Origin of the sequence: Companilactobacillus musae (assembly GCF_003967595.1) — a bacterium.
Lineage (GTDB): Bacteria > Bacillota > Bacilli > Lactobacillales > Lactobacillaceae > Companilactobacillus > Companilactobacillus musae.
The window spans coordinates 176,240-191,393 of the sequence record NZ_BIFW01000005.1 but is presented as its reverse complement, the minus strand read 5'-3'; the positions used below and the strand labels follow the sequence as shown (position 1 = coordinate 191,393).

The following is a 15,154-nucleotide window of genomic DNA, read 5'->3' as shown; positions in this document are numbered from 1 at the left end:
AAAAATAAGCGCCTATAAGAAATCCTGATACACATATCAGATCTCTTATAGGCGCTTATTTTAATTAAATTGATTCCACTAATGACCACTCCAAAGTTGTACTATAATTACCAGCCTGAGAAATTCCATCCATAATAAACAATTTTGGTCCCTCATCATCTGACCACATTATTGAACCTAAGGTTTGGCCCTCAATAGTTTCAGAAACTAAAGTTCCAGTACTATCAAGAACACTATAGCCTCCATCTTTTTGGTAATATCTCATTTCTGAAGGCAATACATTTTCACCTGACTTAAACGGATTACTTTGTGCTAAATATAATTTTAGAGCTTTTTTCTCACGACGATTATCAGTTACTTCTAAATGATCATTTTCAATCTTTTTTCTATCTAACAAAATCTTAGAATTATATGAATTGATACTTCCATAGTCCCAATCTTGGGCTTTCATACTAATACTGTTGGCAGCAAAATTCATAGTCAATTCACCGACATTATAATTACCAATTACACTATTATTAGCATCATAACCTACTACAGTAGTTGTTGTAGAAAACAACGGATCATCATTTTCCCCAATAGTTGAGTTCACCTCTAAGGAATATTTCTTAATAGTAGAAAAATTAATATTCTTCACAACCAAAGTTGAACTTTTGCCATTGCTATCTGAAGTATAACTATAATCTGCAAAATCCTGCCCATTTAATTTTAGATTGTTAATTATTGAAGTAGCCGGTAGCTTAAAACTTATATCCACTTTTGACATTGAGGAGTTAATATTACTATCGCTCAAATCTACTTTATAGCTTACCTGATCGTTCTCTGAAACATTATTAATAAGCGTATTACTAATATTGTGATCATCATAACTATTATTAAAAATCGTATTATTAATCGTCAAAGATGGTAGAACATTTTTTCTAACGCTCAAGTTAGCTCTATTGGTAGTTACAGTAGTAGTACTATCACCACTAGTAATCGTCAATACCGCATAATACTTGGTTCCATTATCAGTAGCGTAAACTGTATTTGGTGTTGTATATATTAATTTATTGCTACTGCTATTAGTTACCACCGTGTCTTTATTAGCAGCATCGACTTTATGCCAGACCACATTTGTTGGCGGTTCACCGAAATTCCCTTGAACCTCAAAAGTTGCTTTTTGACCCTCATCTACCGTTTGATCATCCAATCCCCCACCAATTTTTATGTCCACATAATTACTAACACTAGTTCCATTGCTATTAGTCATAGTTCCAGTTACCCTTACTGTTCCAGATTTTCCGGTTGTATTGGCAGTCACCAAACCTGTTCTAGTATCAACTGTTGCTAAACTAGTATCGTTTACTTTCCAGGTAATATTTCCAGTTGCATTGTATGGTGTTGGTGTTCCTACAACATAAGTCGTGTCTACACTGGATTGATTATTATACAAATAATTACTTTCAGCTATCACGTCCAAAGAAGTTGCCTCAATCGGACTAGGGAAAGCTGTTACAAATGCTACTTTGGAATAAACAATTGTATCCAATAATCCTGGTATTAACCCATACCAGCGGGTCATCTGTTGATAATAAATCGTCCCCACTTTACTGGGAGTCACTGTAAGTTCTTTGGTCGTTTGCGACATTTGCGTCCAATTTTTTCCATCAGTCGATTGATACCACGTATAATGTGGCGTTGACAATAATCCTAAAAGAGCGTCCACCACTGATCTTCCTGAATCTGTATACATAGTTTTAGGGTTGTTGACGTACGTATATTGATTTTCTGGTTGTAAATTATAACCGGATGTTAACCAAATAAATAATAATATTATTGGATCGGATGTAGGTTGATGGTATGGTGTCACTTCGGCCTTAACCGTTAAATTATCAGGGACAAGTTTAGAAATTATATTTTGAGTGTCAGAATCCTTATTAAAATTATCCTGATTAATATTTAAAGTTATAACCATCAAAATAACATTCACTAAAGCCCCAATTAATAGCTTCTTTTTCCATTTCATCTCCTTGTCCCCTCTCGATTTTATACAATCTTAAAGGAATTCAGGAAATAAATCATTTTATTACTTTCTATAAAAGTTCAATATATATGCCTTTATTAATTGAATAGATTAACGAAATTAGATATTAACATAGATTTATCCTTATAACTTCTCGTTAACAAATGTCCATGAACATGATTAACGATATCAGTTTTAATAATATATAATTCCCCACAATCAACTTCTGACTGAACCATATTTAATGGAAGATAACTAAAACCTAATCCATTTGCAACAGTAGCTTTAATTGCCGCAATACTTGGTAAACTTATTGTTTTAAATTGACGTTGATGTTGTTCCCAAACTGCAGTTTCAAACTGATGACGATAACTGCATTCCGGCTCATTGATTATAAAATTAACCTGTTGATCATTTAATATTTGTTGAAAAGTTTGTTTACGCGAACTAACTAAAACCATTTCCTGTTCTCCAAGATCATGATCAATCAATTTTTTACTAGGACGACTAGGCCACATCATAAAGGCAACATCGACTTCCCCATTTAACAAGGCTTCTTCATTATATAAACATGTCGCATTCTGTAATTGAATTTCTACTTGAGGAAATTGTTCTTTAAACTTAGGCAGCATTGGCGCTACTAAAGAAATGGTCAACGATTCAGGAGCCGCAATTTTCAAGACTCCTGTTTCACCAGATTGATTCCATTCTTTAATATCAGAAAAACTCTCCAAAGTTTTATTTATCAAAGGCAACAATTGCATCGCAGCAGCAGTAACATTCACTTGCCGATTCTTATATTCAAATAGTTTAGTTCCTAATTCATTTTCCAAATTCTTTATCTGCATTGAAACCGTCGACTGCGTATAGCCTAATATTTCAGCAGCTTTAGAAAAGTTTCTTGTTTCATAAATAACCTTAAATGTTTGTAATTCGCGAATTTCCATGACATCTTTCCTATCTATTATTGGCATTCACTGGCAAAATCAACATGTGCTAACAATGACGAATATCTTTCTTCACTAAGATTTTCATACTGGGTCCAAGCGATGCCTATTCCCTTTGCGACCTGATCCAAAGTTTCCTGATCTTTTAGTGCTACTTCTATCTCTGTCCCCCAATCACCTACACCTAATCCACCATACTCAAGTAAGTCTTTATCTTCCGTATCATGACCAACCTTTACACAAATAGTCATAATAAAATTATGTTTTTGATCTTCATAACATATGTATTGTTCATACTCATCCGCATCAAATTCTAAGAAATCAATTTTTACACTTGGATGAAACTTTATTTTAACAGTATCATTCAAATGTAATTTTTGATTCCAAGTTAATAAATAACGTTCTTTTATCTTGAATCCTTTTTTATAGTATGGATTAATTTTCTTCTCCGTCAAATTGACATTTTTTTTATTTATACTAGCTTCAAAAGTACCTACAGTAAGACCTTGTTGGTCCATGATATTTCCCCCATTTCAATCAAAATTTTTACAATCCATATCTAACTGGTTTCCCATCATTGATACATTATCAAATATTTTGATAATTAGTATTTACATTATCAATTATACATATAGATAAAATGTCGGTAAACTTTAATTAGTCCTTACTCAAGTTCGGTTACAACTTTTTTAATTTCATATAATCAAATAAATACTCTGAATTTTTTATAGTTGGATTTAAAAATAATTAATAGACGAAGCAATACACTAGTCCGGAGCAACAAAGAAAATGGGCTCAGTAGTGAAATTTATCTTAGTGACGAAGTCACTTAGATAAAGGCCGATATTTGAAACAATTGTGAACTTCAATTGGTTCAAATTCGTGCCCACTACGTTCCAGCCCAATTTTCTTTGTTGCGGAGGACGGCAAATTTATACTGTAACCGAGCTTGAGTAAAAACTTTTTATTAAACGTTTATAAAATGAGGAACACCATGCAAATAATCTCTTATCAAAATAATCCCCAATACCTTGCCGAATTAGTTGATCTAATTAATTACTGTCAAAATATCGAAGCCAAATTAAATATCAAGATGTATGAACAGAATGATATTTTTCAAATTGATACTTACTATCAACAAAAAGGTGGCGACTTCTGGATTGCTCTCGAAAATAATCATGTGGTCGGTAGTATTGCCCTACTTCCCTTGGATTCTAAAACTGCTGTTTTAAAGAAACTCTTTACTTATCCTGACTATCGAGGAAAGCCTAATCATTTGGGTGCAAAACTTTACCAAGAATTATTGACCTTTGCTAAACAAAAGTCCTTTCAAAGAATCGTCCTTGATACGCCGGAAAATGAAACTCGTTCACATTATTTCTATGAAAAAAACGGTTTTAAACAAGTCTCAAGTAAGGATTTCAATGCTTCATATCCCTACCCTGATCGAGACTCAAGACTATATCAATTAATACTTTAAGACACATATTTTTATAATTTTTTTACACAGTTTCTACATTAAAGGCGTTTTAATAAATAATGCCAAAATTAATAAAAATCAAATTTTATTATTTACTTTTTTGAAAAACATGCTAATATAAGTGTCACAAGATAAAAACGACAAGAAAGAAGAGTAAGTTTTTCCACACTAACAGTGAGTTGGGAATGGTGAGAACCCAATTAGTAAATGGAATTTCTGAATAACACTTTCTTATGTTTCTGGCTCAAATGACTTCGGTCAAAGTAAGTTCAGACGTTAACCGGTACGTTACCATCGGTGGAGCATGTCAGTGCTCTTGTTGAGGTGGTCTATTTTTATATAGGCAACTTGGGTGGTACCGCGAAAAGTCTTTCGTCCCAGTTATTATTAATTTAATAACTGAGATGAAAGACTTTTTTATTTTGCATTCATAAAGAAAATACCTAAACGACCAAAGTCGCTAGAGGAACTAAGGAGAGAATTATTATGGACTTGATTATACCTAAGGACTACGATCCAAAACTATCTGTTAAAGAAACACAAAAGGCTATCCAATACATCCGTGAAACTTTTCAAGATGAATTTGGTAAAGAATTAAACCTATCTCGTCTATCAGCACCAATGATGGTCGAAAAAGGTACTGGTTTGAATGATAACCTTAATGGTGTTGAATCACCTGTTTCCTTCACTATGAAGGGTATTCCTGGCGAAACAATCGAAATTGTTCACTCATTAGCTAAATGGAAACGTCTTGCTTTGAAACGTTATGACTTTGGAATGCACGAAGGTATCTACACAAACATGAACGCTATCAGAAAAGATGAAGATCTTGATAACATTCACTCAATCTACGTTGACCAATGGGATTGGGAAAAAATCATTGCTAAAGATGAACGTACAACTGAAACTTTGGAAAGTACTGTTAAACAAATCTTCAAAGTTATCAAACATATGGAACATGAAGTTTGGTACAAGTTCCCTAAGGCTGTTCATCACTTACCTGATGAAATTCACTTCGTTACAACTCAAGAACTAGAAGACAGATGGCCTGATAAGACACCTAAAGAACGTGAAGATGCTATCTGTAAAGAATACGGTGCTGTCTTCTTAATGCAAATCGGTGGACCCATGAAGAGTGGTAAACGTCATGACGGTCGTGCCCCTGATTACGATGACTGGAAACTAAACGGTGATATCTTGTTCTGGTATGAACCTTTACAACACGCCCTTGAAATTTCAAGTATGGGTATTCGTGTTTCTGAAGAATCAATGAAAGAACAACTAAAGATGGCTCACGCTGAAGATCGTGCTTCACTACCATTCCACAAGATGCTTTTAGCTGGCAAACTTCCTTATACAATCGGTGGTGGTATCGGACAATCACGTCTCTGCATGTTGCTACTAGGTAAAGCTCACGTCGGTGAAGTTCAAGCTGCAGTTTGGCCTGAAGACTTACGTAAAAAGTGTGATGAAAATGGTATTCACTTACTATAATATTTAGTTCCTTCCCTGTAAAAATATATTAATAAAAGAGTCAGAAATCATTACGATTTCTGGCTCTTTTATTGTATAAATCCTAAAGTCCCTAGTATTTTTCATTCTTGATTTTCTAATCGTATACAATTTCTAATCTCATCATATTCACCCAGTTTCATAACTTTATGAATATTTTTTTCAGTAATGGCCCCATTCTGATTTGAAGTAAATTCATAAAAATAATCTGTCAACAAATTATATTGATCAATCAATTCTTCCTCATCAACTCCTTCATTCTCATTTACTTCTGCTCTTCTACGCAAAACTTCCATGATAACTTTTGACCATTGATTATACGATCTAAAAATAAAAACTGGTTTCTCACTAGTCGAAAAATCAAAAACTCGATCTATGATAAGTGAAGCAACATATCTTGAAGATGCTAAATCTTTAAATGACTTTCCTTTTTGAAAATGAATTCCTTTTGCATTTTCAGTTCGATATGGAAACAGCTCTAAATCACAGGTTTTTAAATTATCAAAATAATCAATCGGTTGATTTCGCAAATTTCGATAAAAATCTATTTTACTACCTCCATCACGAAGCAAATAATAATAGTAGGAAAATAGATAATATTGTTTACGCAATGGATTGTTTTCAGTCTTTTTAGCTTTATAATCAGTCCATTTTTTATCAAAATCACTTTCTTGCTGCAAATTTCTGATTTCTTTTGCTAAAACATTCTGATTCGTTTGAATTATATGTTGATAGTACATACCTACGTCTTCAAAATATTCTTCTGGGTTCTGCTGACTCTCTTTAGCAACGTAACCCTTAAAATCCTTATATGGCGTAGAAGGCCGAGATTTGAAACTATTGGGAACTTCAATCGGTTCAAATTCGTGCCCACTACGTTCCAGCCCAATCAGCTTTGTTGCGGAAGACGGCAATTAAAATTTCATCTAAATATAAGTAATCTTCAAATTACCCAAAGATACCAATCCTGAAATGGTCACAGTAGGACTATTATCGTCCAATCTTCTAACACCTACTTCAGAAATATTTCCCATATGATTATTGATACCTTTAACAATATTCCAGTTTTGAGGAAGAAATAGTTCAATATTGCCAAGCGATACATCAACATGAATATTAGCCGTATCTTGCACAACTACATTTTCAAAATAAACCTTTGCTTCACCCATATTTACCGAAACGTCAGCGTTCTTAAAATCATCTGATTCCACATATCTGATACTGTTGCCCATTTTTACTGATACCACAACGTCTGGATCATCAACTGTTTTAACATCTGGACCGTTATAATCAGCCTTATGCCAATCATAATGATAATATTTTCGCATCCATGGACGATGTTTGGCCAATAAGGGACGAAAGATCATCGACAACCCAATTGAGATCAGTAACGCTGCTCCTAAAATTGTCCAAGGTACAAGTGCCGTTATTCCCAATGGCTTAGCGTATAAGATTCCTAAAAAGGCTAACGAAAAAACTGTCCCCGATACCGCAAAGTAAACCAAACTCTTAATCAGCACAGCCACTAAAAATATTGTCGCAACTATGGTCCAAAAACTAAATTGATATGTAATCAAATGTAATTGACTGACAATCAAAATACCGGCACTCAATAACAAAAATAGCCCCCAGAAAATTCCATTTCTATTCCGCATTTTTATAACTTCCTTTGATCCAATTTATTTTTTAAAGCCTTCCAAAATCGTCTCGAAACATAGATTTGCTTATAAGTATTTTTAAATTTAACTAGATTGCCCGTTACTGACCTAGATAAAGATAAAATTTCATCTACATTCAAAATTGAGGATTTAGAAATACGCAGAAAGTTATCCGGCAAATTCTTTTCCAACTCATATAAACGATAATGGATCAAAAAGGCATTATTGGCAGTGTGAGCATATACATTTCGATCATTGGTTTCAAAAAATAATATATCTTTGAGTTCCAAAGTATAAACTGTTTCTCCAAGATAACCATTCAAGTGATTGAATTGATTCTTCATTCCATTTAACTTGTTCAAAATTTCAATTACTTCAGCATTTTTTTGAGCTGCCTTAACAACAACTTCTGTTTCTGAATATTTCGAATCAAGTTCCAATTTCACCTTCACACTGCCGCCCCCTTCGCTAAAAGTATTACACCACATCGTTATATAACTTGTATAGCTTATTTGCCTAAGTGGTCTATTTAAGAAACTAAGTGGTCATTAATTTAAATAATTTAATAATGATAGGAAAATACTTTGCAAACTATTCTTAGCAGTCGTAAATGTCCCCACATCCACACCAGTTAATTCTTCTTCGCCAAAATAACGATTTTCGATGTACATATGATATGCTAACTCAATTTGAATTGCCTCTACTCGAGGATTTTTTCCATAATGTTGCGTAATGTAGCCACCTGAAAACGGATAATTATTCGAAACACTATAACCTTTATTTTGAAATTGTTCAGTTAAAAGTTCACGTAATTTGATAGTAGAAGTTTGATCTGATTTATTGCCCAAAACTACATCCGCTACCGGTAAGTCCTCTTCGTGTGGATATTGAGCAAAACTATGTAAATCGAACAAATAGATTTTCTCAAATTTTTGCAATTTTTTATCAATCAGGCTTTGTAACTGCTGATGGTATGGTTCATAAAAAGTTTGAATACGTTGTTGTATCTCATTTGCCGATAAATTATTTCGATAAATATCTTTTCCAAAAGTCGTACGACTATAAACTACTTCGTGGCGATAATCCCCATCTAAATTAACCATTTCTGCATAACGATTAGGATCAGCAATATAGCGATGGAGATTATTTTCCAATGTTGTCACACCGTTTTGTACCAAAAAATCATATAAATCAGGTAAAAACCAATCTACATTTGGCAAAGGTAACTCTGGATTCATTTTCTTTTTTATATCATCTGGAATCATTTCTCCGCTGTGAGGTAAATCAATAATAATCGGTAACTCATCAATCTCCTCATTATATGTTGCAAAGTTTTCCATCAACTATTCTCCCTTAATCCCAATTTTCAAATGCAGTTTCAACCATGGCATCATTACCACATCGTGGACATTGCCAAAATTTATCTTGCCCAATGAATTTCAATTTCGTTGTTCCGGCAGTTCCCTTAGCAAAAGTCACTTGTTCTAAAACTGTATCACAATACTGACAATGATATTTTGGCTCAAATGATCCAACCTTGAAATAAAATTTCTCAAATAAATAAAAATCTTTCGGACACGCATACAAAGCATGACCATAATCATCGGCAATCGTTTCTCCTAACTTAACTCTCTTCAAAGCCTCTTTTACCGTCAACTGATCATCTACTAGTTCATTCAATAATGGAGTCTGACCAGTAAAAATATTTTCTGGTGAATACAACATTCCAATTCCTAGCATGGCATCAATCTCATAGCCACATTTACTGCAACGTAAATCATGTCTTTGTCCCATTTCTTATCTCCTTACTATTTCCTTAAAACGTCTAAAAATGTTATTCTATTGTACAATTATTATATAGTTAATAATTGAGGAGGAATTTAATGCAAACTATAGATAAAGTAAAATCTGCTGGTTTGGCAAAGTTCACATCCCTAGTTTATCTCTACACGGGATTAGGTATTGCTCTTTGGACCATCAGCGTTCAAGCAATTGCTAATAATCAAGCTCTTTCCATGGTGATTTTCCAAGGAATGGCACAACATCGTATCATTTCAATGATCCTAATGATCGGTATTCCCTTCGCATTCATTAGTATATGTAGCCGTTTGGCAACAAAGTCATACTTTTTAACCTTTTTGAGTTACGTCGGATTCATCGTTACCCTATCAGTTATCGGTGTTCCAATTTTCTACATGTACTCAGCTAGAAGCATCGTTCAAACATTGACTGTTACTGCTGGTGCATTCGTTATTTCAGCCGTAATCGGTTTTGTAACTAAGAAGGATCTTACAACTTGGAGCAGAACCTTATTCACTGGTTTAATTGCTATCATCGTTGTTGAAGTTATCAACGGATTGATTTTCCATAGTACTCCATTATTAATGCTAACGAGTGCCGCCGTCATTATCCTATTCTTGTTTTACATTGCTTTTGACTCACAAAATATTAAGCGTATTTATCAAAACTATTCTGATTCAGAAAGCTTAGGTGCAATTGCCTTAGTAGCTTCAGTCAGTTTAGTACTTGATTTCGTTAACTTGTTCATGAGCATTATTCAAATCTTTGGTGATAGTAACTAGTATAAAGAAAAACTCTTCAAACTGAATTATTTCAACTTGAAGAGTTTTTTTATTTCCATCTTTTAAGTAGACGCAACGTCTAACAAAAGGCTAATAATTTGTATTACTCTATCTTAGGTAGTAGTATATGTGATTCAGAAAAAGACTCGAAATCGTCTAGCCCTCATAGCTATGATCTCGAGTCTTTTTTTGTTTATCTATAGTTACTAATTTGTTACGAAGTACAATATTTTTAAACATTAAATCGTATCTGACAAAGTCCAATTCATTTTACCAGAGTAAAGTCCCTGAGTATTAAATCCACTTGTTCGAAGCATAATTCCTTCTGCATCATTCCAAGATTGACCAACATTGGTAGATTGATTACCACTTTGTGTTTTGTGACCACTGGCAATCATTGCTGATTTCTCATTAGAAATAATATTTTCCACTCCATTAGAATTACGATAAATTACATTACCTTTAAAAGGATTACTCCCATTGTATAATCCTGAAGTTGTTACCGACAAATACCAAGGCGACTTAATGTCATCCTCTCGACTGTCATTAACAATGATATTCCACAAGCCGCTACGGGGAACTAACATTGAACTTGTTGCTTGGTTAATAGCTCCAAAAGAATAATCATCTACTTTTAAGTTTAAGCCACCACTTTTGGTTATTAAAACTGTGGAACTAGTAGAAACATTACCATTTTTATCTTCAACATAAACCGTTAAAGTGTTCTTTTCCTGCGTTAACTTAGCAGAAGGAATAGTTAAATTAAGTTGTCCACTCGCAGTACTATTCTGACTTAATGGGAAAGTATCCATTGCTGTGCCATTCAAAGTAGCGTGTACATTTACATCCGCATTAGTTACTGTACTGCCATCGATATAAGCCACTTTACCAGTGATATTAGCATCTTCACTAGATTTAACCGTAATATTACTTTGATCAATACTCAAATTGATTGGCTTACTCTTCTTGATAGTAAAGTCTGGTGTATCAGCGTCTTGAATCAATACTTCGCTTTTAAAGTTCGAGCGCACAGAGTCTATCGCTGTATCAGAATTAACATTATTTGCCTTACCGTAAATCGTAATTTTGGCATTTGTCGGCGTTGTAGTAAATAGACCTTTTGCCAAAGTATGCTTAACAGTATTACCTGATAGTTCACTAGCATAAATAGGTTCGTCGGCACTACCATCGTCATATGTCACTTTACCGATAACCTGATTAGAATCACCGTTCGTATAGGTAATCTTATCTGGCAATGTTAAATTAGCCTCGATTCCATCCCATTTATCCTTACCACTATCATATTTCAAATTATAATTAATATTTAAATTATCGTTTGAATTAACGGATTTATCCGTACTATCAGTTTTAATTGTCTTGTTCTGTGTCGTATCTTCAATGTCAGAATCAATATCGGCTTCTACTGAAGAAGGGATGGATTCAAAAGCGATTAAATTGGCTTCATAAGAATCCCCTGTCGTTGAAGTAAATCCCCAGCGTAACTTATTATCCGGCATACTATCGTGACCACCAAAACTATCAGCTTCTACTTTACTTGAAGTTGATACGACGGGATTCGTACCCTTTGATCCATCTGGGTTCTTATCATTAAACATATAAGTGATTTTAAAGGTTAAAGGATTCCATGTTAATGTCAAATGATGCCACTGTCCATCATTAAACGTTACCGGATTAAACCCTTGATGATTCATTTTAAAATATGTTTGAGAAGAAAGAAAAGGGTTAATTGCCGTATAAGTACCACTATACCCAGGATATCCGTAAGCAATATGTTGCTGGCTAGAATTACCTACGTCAAATGAATTGGCTGCTCCAGGATCAGCTGAATTATTGGAATTGGTATCAAATTCCAAAGCCCAACTATTTTGAATAGCTGTACTAGCTATCTTGGCCGGATCTTTAACGCCACCATCGTTATCAATCCCCCAGACACCTAGAGTTTCACCACCACCAATGGCTCCATTCTTGTTAGAAAAAGCTTTTACACCCGCAGGTGAATTTTGTAAAACAAAGGCCATACCATCACCAAAGCCATCACCCAAAGTCTTATGTTTCTTGGGTCCGAAATATACCCACAACGATAAAGTTTGCTTTTTTCTAATATCAACATAATTTCCACCAGCCACATTAGACCAAATAGCCGCCTTTTCACTTTTAAAATAAGTCATTCTAATAGCCTTTTTTAGTGAACTCCCTGTTGTTCGACCGTTCTCATCTTGCATAACAGCCATATTTTTAGTTCCATAGTCAGAAAAATCGCCAAACGTAAAAAGATTTGGATCAAGCCCTATGTTATCTGGTGTTGTATTTAAACCATCCGTTGCTTCGCTCAACGCATCAATTTGATTTGCCTTAACTTCTGTACTCTGAAAAACACTTAACATTCCAATTATAGTAAAAAATAGTATTACCAAAATAAATCTTAGCTTTTTTGCCAACAAGTTACCTCTTTATAATTTCCTGAATCAAAAAAATCAATGCTTACCATTATACATCTTTACAAGTAAACATAAAAATATTAATAATTACTTTTTGGCATAAAAAAATCCCCATGTAGCAACCATTTTAATAGTCACTGCACGGAGATTCTTTATTACTTGGTAATTAAAAATATTTTATAAACTATCTTGGGCTGTCCAAGTAATAGTCGAATGATATGTTCCGGTATTCTCTAGAGAACTTTGTCTCAATAAAACACCTGTATCTTTTGTCCAACTATCGTCAACATCAAAGGTTTGCTGACCATCTTGACTCTTAGTTCCGTTATCAATATTAATTTTATTATTAGTCAAAGATTGTTCACTTTCTCCTGACTTAACGTAAACCAATCCACCATTCCAAGTCTTACTTCCGTTTGTGACTGGTGTGGCTTCAGCAAACAAGTTCCACTTGCTACCTTTAGCTCGACCATCAACAACGTCAACGGACCAGTCGTTTGCTCTTGAAATTAAGCGGTTTGCCTTAACAGCTTGCACGCTATTGAAACTACTTGTGGGATTAGCCTTTACTTGTAAAGTACTTTGAACCGTTACTGTATAAGTAATGGTATTAGAAGTATTGTAGTCATCCTTGTTGTAAACATATAGTGTTACCGTATTTGTGCCTTCATGCAAGTCACTGAATAAATCAGTCGACATTGGCAATGAGAATGTAGCACCACTAGCAATCGTATTCATGTCGACCTTAGTAACATTACCGTCATTTACTTTGGCGACAACACTCAATTTAGAAGGATCAACCGTAGTTGAAGTATCACTGTATGAAACTTTTCCTTGAAGATTAGTTATTGCACTAAAACCAATCGTTGGATCAGAGCTTTCCTTAGTTAAAGTCATCTTATTAGCTTGTTTGATAACAAAGGCTGTAGTCATAACATCTTTGTCCAACACATCGCCTCGGAAACTAGCATGTTCTGATGCTACATTAGTTGTTGTAGCAGTCGTACCACTATTGACTGTACCTTCAAACTTAATATTAGCCGAAGTAATATCGTCTTTGTACAAAGCTTTAGCTAGAGTATGAGTGATTTCGTTATTCGTCATACCATTAAACTCATCAATATTTTCAGTTGATTTGTTACCTGATTTATCAGTATAAGTAATAACTGCACTATTGTAATTGATCTTATCAGGCAATTTGATATCGGCAGCAATCTTTTGCCATGGTTTTGATCCGCTGACATAGTTCAAATCATAATTAACACTGACACTATCGCCTTCATGAACAACATTAGAATTAGGTTCATCAGTCGTTGGATCAGATAGAATATGATCCCCAGCTGATTCATCAATGATAGTTGAAGTTGCATCTGCTTCTACCATTGCTGGAATAGACTCAAAAACAATTAAGTTATTTTCAGCACTATCTCCGGTTGAACCTGTAAATCCCCAATATAATTTGTGTTCGCCATTTGTAAGATTAAAATTACTTATATCAATCGGGATATTCTCACTAATACCAGTTTGAGGTTCCCCACTGAGGGTTTTATCATTAAAGTGAAACTCTATGTATGCGCTATTTCCACCACTTGCCGGATGCCAGATTAAAGATAAGTGATGCCAATAGTCATCAGCCAATTTCAATCCTTGAACTCCTTTATGATTCATAGCTGCACCATTGCTAGTTTGTCTATAAGTAGATGCTAAGGCAGGATAATTATATGCAATATGGTTATAGTATGTTGAATTTAAATCTGTATCAAAATTACTATCTTGCCCACTACCATTCCCATTAGGATAAGTATCGAATTCTAAAGCCCAGCTATTTTGAATGGCTCTTTTGGCAATTGTTTCTGCCGTATCTGCCTTATTATTTGTTTCACCCCAAACACCTACAGCTTCACCAACATTAACATTATTAGATGGCAAAGTAGTAAAAGCTTTTGTTCCTACATTTTGCAATACAAAAGCCATCCCATCACCGGGATCAGGAGCTACTACGTTGCTTCTTCTGCTTCCCCCAAAGTACATCCACATTGACATTGTTTGTCTTTTATCAATATCAATATAATTACGATTATCTTGATCACTTTGACTACGGTCGGCCCAAATTGCACCAACTGAATGAGTTTTTTTAAGCTGTGTTAGAGCAATAACATCTGAGTTACTTTTATTTTTATCTTCATTAGCATTTATTACAGTAGCATTATTATTTGTAAGTGATGGCACTACAAACCATTGGCCAATATTATTCAACCCAGTTGGAACGGTTCTATCGTTAGCGGCATTATTACTCAATACTGTACCTATATCTGTTTGTTCTACAGTAGCAGCATAGGTCTTGTGTACACTAAAAGAAATAACTAGTAATAAACTACATAGCATGAATCCAGCATATAGCGTCCACTTTTTCATAATAGAAATCACTCCCAACATAATTAAAATATTAACCTGTCCATACATACATTATAGTATCTGTAATATTCTTTATAATTTCATCTATAGATATTT

At 34.2% G+C, this 15,154-nt stretch carries 13 protein-coding genes and 1 other annotated feature; of the genes, 3 read left to right on the top strand and 10 right to left on the bottom strand.

Annotated elements, in window-relative coordinates; translation table 11 throughout:
- Window positions 1-64: 64 nt before the first annotated feature.
- The 3 genes from LAB100_RS08665 to LAB100_RS08655 all read right to left on the bottom strand — a co-directional run bounded on the left by LAB100_RS08665 (window position 65) and on the right by LAB100_RS08655 (window position 3,470).
- Window positions 65-2,008, bottom strand: coding sequence for a hypothetical protein (locus LAB100_RS08665; protein WP_119326783.1), 1,944 nt, complete (start codon window positions 2,006-2,008; stop codon window positions 65-67).
- Between the two features lie 95 nt (window positions 2,009-2,103).
- Complete coding sequence (locus LAB100_RS08660; protein WP_162894231.1) at window positions 2,104-2,952, bottom strand: LysR family transcriptional regulator; 849 nt, start codon at window positions 2,950-2,952, stop codon at window positions 2,104-2,106.
- Window positions 2,953-2,969: 17 nt separating this feature from the next.
- Window positions 2,970-3,470 (bottom strand): hypothetical protein, encoded by a 501-nt coding sequence (locus LAB100_RS08655; RefSeq protein ID WP_119326781.1) that lies wholly within the window; start codon window positions 3,468-3,470, stop codon window positions 2,970-2,972.
- A 476-nt stretch (window positions 3,471-3,946) separates the two neighbouring features.
- On the opposite strand from LAB100_RS08655, the gene LAB100_RS08650 reads away from it, so the two are divergent.
- Window positions 3,947-4,432 (top strand): GNAT family N-acetyltransferase, encoded by a 486-nt coding sequence (locus tag LAB100_RS08650; RefSeq protein ID WP_119326780.1) that lies wholly within the window; start codon window positions 3,947-3,949, stop codon window positions 4,430-4,432.
- Window positions 4,433-4,563: 131 nt separating this feature from the next.
- Window positions 4,564-4,815: a binding site (T-box leader), on the top strand.
- Between the two features lie 103 nt (window positions 4,816-4,918).
- A complete protein-coding gene (asnA, locus tag LAB100_RS08645; protein WP_119326779.1) occupies window positions 4,919-5,926 on the top strand; it encodes an aspartate--ammonia ligase in 1,008 nt (335 codons plus the stop codon).
- Between the two features lie 101 nt (window positions 5,927-6,027).
- Here the strand turns inward: asnA and LAB100_RS08640 are convergent, their stop codons facing one another.
- The 5 genes from LAB100_RS08640 to LAB100_RS08620 form a co-directional block, all read right to left on the bottom strand.
- Window positions 6,028-6,858, bottom strand: a complete 831-nt coding sequence (locus LAB100_RS08640; RefSeq protein WP_119326778.1) for a hypothetical protein — start codon at window positions 6,856-6,858, stop codon at window positions 6,028-6,030.
- Window positions 6,859-6,870: 12 nt separating this feature from the next.
- Window positions 6,871-7,599 (bottom strand): LiaF transmembrane domain-containing protein, encoded by a 729-nt coding sequence (locus LAB100_RS08635; RefSeq protein ID WP_119326777.1) that lies wholly within the window; start codon window positions 7,597-7,599, stop codon window positions 6,871-6,873.
- A 2-nt stretch (window positions 7,600-7,601) separates the two neighbouring features.
- Window positions 7,602-8,054, bottom strand: a complete 453-nt coding sequence (locus LAB100_RS08630; RefSeq protein WP_162894230.1) for a LytTR family DNA-binding domain-containing protein — start codon at window positions 8,052-8,054, stop codon at window positions 7,602-7,604.
- 96 nt (window positions 8,055-8,150) lie between these two features.
- Window positions 8,151-8,942, bottom strand: coding sequence for an N-formylglutamate amidohydrolase (locus LAB100_RS08625; protein WP_119326775.1), 792 nt, complete (start codon window positions 8,940-8,942; stop codon window positions 8,151-8,153).
- 13 nt (window positions 8,943-8,955) lie between these two features.
- Window positions 8,956-9,396, bottom strand: coding sequence for a hypothetical protein (locus LAB100_RS08620; protein ID WP_119326774.1), 441 nt, complete (start codon window positions 9,394-9,396; stop codon window positions 8,956-8,958).
- Between the two features lie 89 nt (window positions 9,397-9,485).
- On the opposite strand from LAB100_RS08620, the gene LAB100_RS08615 reads away from it, so the two are divergent.
- Complete coding sequence (locus LAB100_RS08615; protein WP_119326773.1) at window positions 9,486-10,184, top strand: Bax inhibitor-1/YccA family protein; 699 nt, start codon at window positions 9,486-9,488, stop codon at window positions 10,182-10,184.
- Between the two features lie 239 nt (window positions 10,185-10,423).
- On the opposite strand, the gene LAB100_RS08610 is transcribed toward LAB100_RS08615, so the two are convergent.
- Window positions 10,424-12,643 carry an L-type lectin family protein gene (locus LAB100_RS08610; protein WP_119326772.1) on the bottom strand — a complete coding sequence of 740 codons (2,220 nt, stop codon included), beginning with the start codon at window positions 12,641-12,643 and terminating at the stop codon, window positions 10,424-10,426.
- A 177-nt stretch (window positions 12,644-12,820) separates the two neighbouring features.
- A complete protein-coding gene (locus LAB100_RS08605) occupies window positions 12,821-15,058 on the bottom strand; it encodes a hypothetical protein (protein ID WP_119326771.1) in 2,238 nt (745 codons plus the stop codon).
- Window positions 15,059-15,154 lie beyond the last annotated feature (96 nt).

Bases quoted from the DNA above. Each gene is read 5' to 3' on its own strand.
- LAB100_RS08665 (WP_119326783.1), bottom strand. From the start codon at position 2,008: ATGAAATGGAAAAAGAAGCTATTAATTGGGGCTTTAGTGAATGTTATT.
- LAB100_RS08615 (WP_119326773.1), top strand. From the start codon at position 9,486: ATGCAAACTATAGATAAAGTAAAATCTGCTGGTTTGGCAAAGTTCACA.
- LAB100_RS08660 (WP_162894231.1), bottom strand. From the start codon at position 2,952: ATGGAAATTCGCGAATTACAAACATTTAAGGTTATTTATGAAACAAGA.
- asnA (WP_119326779.1), top strand. From the start codon at position 4,919: ATGGACTTGATTATACCTAAGGACTACGATCCAAAACTATCTGTTAAA.
- LAB100_RS08655 (WP_119326781.1), bottom strand. From the start codon at position 3,470: ATGGACCAACAAGGTCTTACTGTAGGTACTTTTGAAGCTAGTATAAAT.
- LAB100_RS08625 (WP_119326775.1), bottom strand. From the start codon at position 8,942: ATGGAAAACTTTGCAACATATAATGAGGAGATTGATGAGTTACCGATT.
- LAB100_RS08620 (WP_119326774.1), bottom strand. From the start codon at position 9,396: ATGGGACAAAGACATGATTTACGTTGCAGTAAATGTGGCTATGAGATT.
- LAB100_RS08650 (WP_119326780.1), top strand. From the start codon at position 3,947: ATGCAAATAATCTCTTATCAAAATAATCCCCAATACCTTGCCGAATTA.
- LAB100_RS08635 (WP_119326777.1), bottom strand. From the start codon at position 7,599: ATGCGGAATAGAAATGGAATTTTCTGGGGGCTATTTTTGTTATTGAGT.
- LAB100_RS08605 (WP_119326771.1), bottom strand. From the start codon at position 15,058: ATGAAAAAGTGGACGCTATATGCTGGATTCATGCTATGTAGTTTATTA.